This window comes from Rudaea sp., from assembly GCF_036383415.1.
Classification (GTDB): Bacteria; Pseudomonadota; Gammaproteobacteria; order Xanthomonadales; family Rhodanobacteraceae; genus Rudaea.
Genome location: NZ_DASVOK010000345.1, coordinates 1 through 6,179, shown reverse-complemented (window position 1 = coordinate 6,179; position 6,179 = coordinate 1). Strand labels below are relative to the sequence as shown.

Below are 6,179 nucleotides of genomic sequence, written 5' to 3'. Positions count from 1 at the left end.
GGTTGTGCTCGCGAAACAGGCTGGCGACCTGCGCGGCATGCGCCGCACCGCCGTTGCCCTCTGGCTTTTCCAAAGCGGATTCGTGCTGGAAATCTGCCTGACTCAAATCGCCGCCTGCCGTGCCGTGTGGATACAAAGACGATTATGCGGCCTTGGATTGAAATGGGGGAACCTCTCGAAACCTACTGCGCTCGATAATTTGCGCGCCGGCGGTGCTCGGAATCCTCATGTACTGATATGTACACTCCGGTTCCTGCGCTTCGGCGACGCGCAAATTCTCTTCGCTCGCTACGGTTTCAAGAGGTTCCCAGGGGGATATTTCAAAATCCGGCGCCGGACTCGTCACGGAACCACCATTGCCAACGAGGACGTCATCCGCATGCGAATCCGCATCATCGCCGCCATCTCCCTGATCGCCTGGGCTGCGTTCGCGCATGCCGCCGACGGCGGCTTCACCGCGCCCGCGGCGGCGAAGAACTACCGCGACAAGAACTTCGACTACTTCGTCAGCGGCGATCCGTCCAAACCGCGCGCCGCGCACACCGAATTCGGCCTCGCCCTGATGGGTGGAGGCGGCAAGCTCGATGCGGCCTACCGCTTCATCGCCACGCATGCGGGCGGCGGCCATATCGTCATCCTGCGCGCGGTCAGCGACGACAGCTACGATCCGACCGATGGCAGCTACGGCGAGTCGTACCTGAAGGAATGGGGTCCGGTCGCCTCGGCCGAGACCATCGTCTTCCACAATCGCGAGGCGTCGAGCGATCCGCGCGTCGTCGCTGCACTGAAGAACGCGGACGGCATCTTCCTCGCCGGCGGCGACCAGTCGAACTACATCCGCTACTGGAAGGGCACGCCGGTGCAGGAGGCGCTCAACGCACACGTCGCCGCGAACCGGCTGATCGGCGGATCGAGCGCGGGCCTCGCCATCCTCGGCCACTACAGCTACGGTGCGCTCGATGGCGGCAGCATGGAATCGAAGGTCGCACTCGCCGATCCGTTCGACAAGGGCGTAACGCTGGAGAACGATTTCCTCCACTATCGCTTTCTCGAGGACGTCATCACCGATACGCACTTCTCGCAGCGCCATCGCCTCGGCCGCCTGATCGCCTTTCTCGCGCGGCTCGATGCCGGCCATGGCGCAGGAAAAATATTCGGCATCGGTGTTGACGAGAAGACCGCCTTGCTGATCGGCGCCGACGGTGTCGGCCGCCTCGCCCCAGGTTCTGCGGGCAGCGCGTGGATCGTGCGGCCGCAGAAAGGCGCGACGAATCTGACCGCCGGGAAGCCGCTGTCGATCGCCGATATCGGTCTGGTCCAGCTCGGCATGGACGGCAGCATCGATCTGAAAACCCGCAACGTGACCAACCCCGCCGCCGCGACGACGATCTCGATCAAGGACGGCAAGCTCGTCGGCGATTCGATCGCTGCGAAGATCCTGACGCGCGACAAACCGCTGCCCGGCGAAGACTGAGCATCTGGACGGCCAAACGCTGCGACCGAAAAGGCTGTTGCATTGCACAAATTCATGGCAAAGTACCGCTGATAACTGACGATCAGCGAGTACCCGCCGGTGGCCGTGAACAAGCGACGCGAAATCGATTTCCTGCCGACCGACGGGCCGCTGCGCGAGGATGTGCGCCGGCTCGGCGCGATGGTGGGCGACATGCTGGCCGAGCAGTTGGGGCATGCGTTCTTCGCCAAGGTCGAGGCGATCCGCACGGCGGCGATCCGCCTGCGCAGCGCTGGCGACCCGCCCGAGGCGCTCGCCTCGCAGGTGTCCGGGCTCGATCCGCATCTGGCCGAGCAGCTGACGCGCGCGTTCGCGACGTATTTCCAGGTCGTCAACATCGCCGAGCGCGTGCATCGCATCCGCCGCCGCCGCGACTACGAGCGTGCCGGCGCAACCGCGCAGCCGGACAGTTTGAAGGACGTGCTGCAGCGCCTGAAGAGTACCGGCGTCGGGCTGGAGGAAATCTCCGCGTGGCTGTCCAAGCTCGACATCGAGCCCGTGTTCACCGCGCATCCGACCGAGGCCGTGCGCCGCACGCTGCTCGAAAAAGAGTCGGTGATCTTCCGCTGCCTGATCGCCGATCTCGACGCGCAGCGCACGCCGCACGAACGCGAGGTCGATCTCGCCCGCCTGCGCATGGCGCTGACTGCAGGCTGGCAGACCGCCGATGCCTCGCATGCGCGCCCGCGCGTGCAGGACGAGTTCGAGCACGTCGGCTTCTATCTCGGCGGCCCGATCTATCGCGTCGTGCCGGTGTTCTACGAAGTCTTCGAGTCGGCGCTCAACGAAGTCTACGGTGAGACGCTGCCGCTGCCGACGATGCTGCGCTTCGGCTCCTGGGTCGGCGGCGACATGGACGGCAACCCGAACGTCAACGCCGACACGATCGCGGCGACGCTGCGCGCGCAGCGCGAGCTCGCGCTGCGTCGCTACGACGCCGAGATCGTCGAACTCGCGCGCGAGTTGAGCCAGACGATCGGCCACACCCAGTTTGATGCCGTGGTACTTGCGCGCATCGAGCACTATCGCGCGCAGTTGCCGCAGATCGCCGCGACGATCAATCCGCGCTACTCCGACATGCCGTATCGCGTGCTGCTCGCGTTCGTGCGCGCGCGCCTGCAGGCGACCGCGGACGAGAAGGAGTCGGGTTACGGCTCGTCTGCGGAATTCTCCGCCGACATCCAGTTGATCGCCGACAGCCTGCGCGCGAACAAGGGCCGCAACGCCGGCTGGTTCTCGGTGCGGCGCCTGTTCTGGCGCGTGCGCACGTTCGGCTTCCATCTCGCGCGGCTTGACGTGCGCCAGGATTCGCGCGTGCACGCCGCGGCGCTCGCGGTCGCGCTCGGCGACGAACAATGGGAAACGCGTGATGCGGCCACGCAGGCTTCGACGCTTGAAGCGCATGCGCGCGGCGATGCAGAACTGCCCGAACCCGCCGACGAAAAAGGCGCGATGCTCGACGCGGTGTTCGATCAACTCGCCTACGCGCGCGACGCCTATGGTGCCGGCGCGATCGGCCTCTACATCATCAGCATGGCGCGCAGCGCGGCCGATGTGCTCGCCGTGCTCGCGCTGGCGCGGCGTGCGCAGTTCGTCGACGGCAACGGCCATGTGCCGCTCGACATCGCGCCGCTGTTCGAGACGGTCGACGACTTGAAGCACGCGCCGGCGACGTTGGCGGCGCTGTTCGCCGATCCGGTCTACCGCGCGCATCTCGCGGCGCGCGACGATCGCCAGACGGTGATGCTCGGCTACTCCGATTCGTCGAAGGACGGCGGCATCGTCGCTTCGCGCTGGGCACTGCAGGACGCGCAGGTCGAGCTGCTCAAGATCGCCCAGGGTGCAGGCGTGCAGATCGCGTTCTTCCATGGTCGCGGCGGCTCGGTCAGCCGCGGCGGCGGCAAGACCACGCGCGCGGTGATCGCTTCGCCGCGCGGTTCGATCGCCGGCCGCCTGCGCGTGACAGAGCAGGGCGAGGTGATTCACCGCAAGTTCGGCATCCGCGCGCTCGCGCTGCGCAATCTCGAACAAACCGTCGGCGCCGTGCTCGAGGCGTCGGTGCGGCCACGTCCGCCCGAGCCGCGCGAGGCGATTTGGCGCAACACAGTCGATGTCGCCGCACGCCATGGCGCCGAAGCTTATCGCGCGCTCGTTCGCGCCGAGGGCTTCGCGGACTACTTCCGCGCGGCGACGCCGATCGACGTGATCGAACGCATGACGCTCGGCTCGCGACCCTCGCGCCGCGGCGCCGGCTCGATCGACAACCTGCGTGCGATCCCATGGGTGTTCGCGTGGACGCAGAACCGCAGCGGTCTGACCGGCTGGTACGGCGTCGGCACCGCGCTGGAAAAAGCCGCGGCCGAGGTCGGCGAGGACGTTCTGCGCGAGATGGCGCAGCGCTGGCCGTTCTTCCGCACGATGCTCGACGACGTCGAGATGGTGATGGCGAAATCCGATCTTCCGATCGCAGCCGCATTCTCGCGGCTTGCGGGCCCGCTGCACGAGAGATTCTTCGTGCAGATCGAAGCCGAATTCGCGCGCACCGAGGCGTGGATCCTGCGCCTCAAGGGCACCGACCGCGTGCTCGCCGACGATCCGCGCCTGGCACTGTCGATCCGCCTGCGCAATCCGTATCTCGACCCGATGAACCTGATGCAGATCGATCTCGTCTCGCGCTGGCGCGTGGCGAACCGCGAGGACGAAGCGCTGTTCGCGGCGCTCGTCGCGACGGTCAACGGCATTTCGGCGGGGATGCAGAATACCGGTTAGTCCGGCGCGGTGCGCCGGACTAACTCCCGCTGTTCGAGCTGACCCTGCGGGCAGCTCAACAGCGGGTTGTCCTTCCATTCGTTCGAGTCTATTCGTTCGTGCGCAGCAATGAACCGAACGTCAGGTATGCGGCATTGTGGCCGCCCTGCGCGTAACCGTAGCCGAGGAATATCGGGCCGAGGAAGGTGTCGATGCCGACGAAGACGCTGCCGGCACCGATGAGATTCCTGCCGATGTAGCGGCGCTGGTTCCACAGCCCGCCGGCCTCGAGACTGCCGCCGAGGTAGAGCGGGACGCTGAACAACGCGTCGGCGTTGGTCATGCGCCGGTAGTAGATCGCGCGCAGCAACGCGGTGTTCGAGGCGAACAACTGGTTCTCGGTGTAACCGGAAAGATTGGCGAGGCCGCCGATCTGACTCAGTGCCGCGATCTGCACGTTCGCGCCGCTGCCGCCGGCGGTGTCGACGCTGGCGCCGAGCAGCCAATGATTCGCGCCGTGCGACAAGGCCCAGTCCCAGCGCAGGCGGGTGATGCGTGCGGCGTCGCTCGAGCCGAGCTGGGTCAGCAGCAGTTCCTCTGAGAGATCCAGGCGCATGCCGCGCGTGGGAAACGCACCGTTGTCGAGGTCGTCGTAGACCGCACGCAGCACGATGCCGCCGAAGTCGGTGGCGACGTTTTTCGCCAGGCCGCCGCCTTGCACGGGGCCGTCCGGTATGCCGATGCGCAGATTCGCCGCATCGCGGCCGTATTCGAGCGCGGTCGACAACTGCCAGCTCGCGTCGGGCGTGTAGCCGAGTTCGAGCGCGCCGAGACTGCGGCGGCGGCGGTATTCGGCTACTTCGCGGCCGTCATCGTCGAGCGGAAAATTGTAGGCCTTGTATTGCAGGCGCGGGGCGACGTAGAACTGGCCCAGGCGTCCCCACGGCTGCAGGAACTCGCTGTACAGCTCGGTGACCTGGCCGAGCTGGACGCGGTTGCGGCTTTCGCCGCCAAGCGAGTTGAGTCCGGTGAAGTTTGCTTCGGCGAACAATTGATAGCTGCTGCGCCCGGCGAAATTGTCGGCCAGGCGCAGGCCGAGGCGCAGGTAGTTCGGTCCCCAGCCCTTGTCGACCGGCTGCACGAGCAGGCCGGTACGGCCGACACGATCGACGAGGTCGTAGCTGATGCGTTCGTAGCTGCCTTCGCCATAGGCGAGGCCGATGCGCTTTTCGATTTCTTCCGTATTGAATGGCTTGTCGACGAGGTCGGACAGGCGCTGCTTGACGTAGTCCGCGGTGCGGCTGCGCCCGCCGAGTACTTCGAGGAACGCGATCAGCGGCGCGTCGAACGGTCGCTGGCGATGGCGCGCGCTGAATTGTGCGTAGTCGCCCTCGCTCACGGCCAGCGTGCGCAACGGGCCGAGGTTGTCCTCCGCGGCTTTGGCGCCGAATGCCATCGCCTGCGTGGCGCGGTCGAACGAGGCGCTGGTGATGTCGCCGAGCTGCGGCACGAGCAGCACGTCGTTCGCGCCGAGCGTGCGCAGTTGCGCCTCGGTCTGGCGCTGCATCATCGCGGTCAGCATCTGGTTGGCGATAGCGAACGGCGAAGTCAGCTCGTCCTCGGCGGCGAGCGGCTGGCCGACATTGACCACGATCAGGTGGGTGCCGCCGAGTTTCCGCGCCTCGTCGATCGGCACGTTGTCGACGATGCCGCCGTCGACGAGCAGGTGGCCCTGGTAGCGGATCGGCGCGAACGCCGCGGGCACCGACATGCTCGCGCGGATCGCCATGGCCAGATCGCCCTTGGCGAACACGACCTTCTCGCCCTTGCCGATGTCGGTCGCGACCGAGCGGAACGGAATCGGCAGATCATCGAAACGTTCGGTCTGCATCGTCGACAGCAATAATCGACGCAACAG

At 66.5% G+C, this 6,179-nt stretch carries 3 protein-coding genes; 2 read left to right on the top strand and 1 reads right to left on the bottom strand.

Annotated features, from left to right (window positions below; genetic code table 11):
* Positions 1-379: 379 nt before the first annotated feature.
* Positions 380-1,474, top strand: coding sequence for a cyanophycinase (locus tag VF497_RS12825; RefSeq protein WP_330889298.1), 1,095 nt, complete (start codon positions 380-382; stop codon positions 1,472-1,474).
* Between the two features lie 105 nt (positions 1,475-1,579).
* On the top strand, positions 1,580-4,282 hold the full coding sequence (gene ppc, locus VF497_RS12820) for a phosphoenolpyruvate carboxylase (protein WP_330889296.1): 2,703 nt from the start codon (positions 1,580-1,582) through the stop codon (positions 4,280-4,282).
* Between the two features lie 88 nt (positions 4,283-4,370).
* Here the strand turns inward: ppc and VF497_RS12815 are convergent.
* Positions 4,371-6,179: patatin-like phospholipase family protein (locus VF497_RS12815; protein WP_330889294.1), on the bottom strand; the 1,809-nt coding region annotated here is incomplete at its 5' end.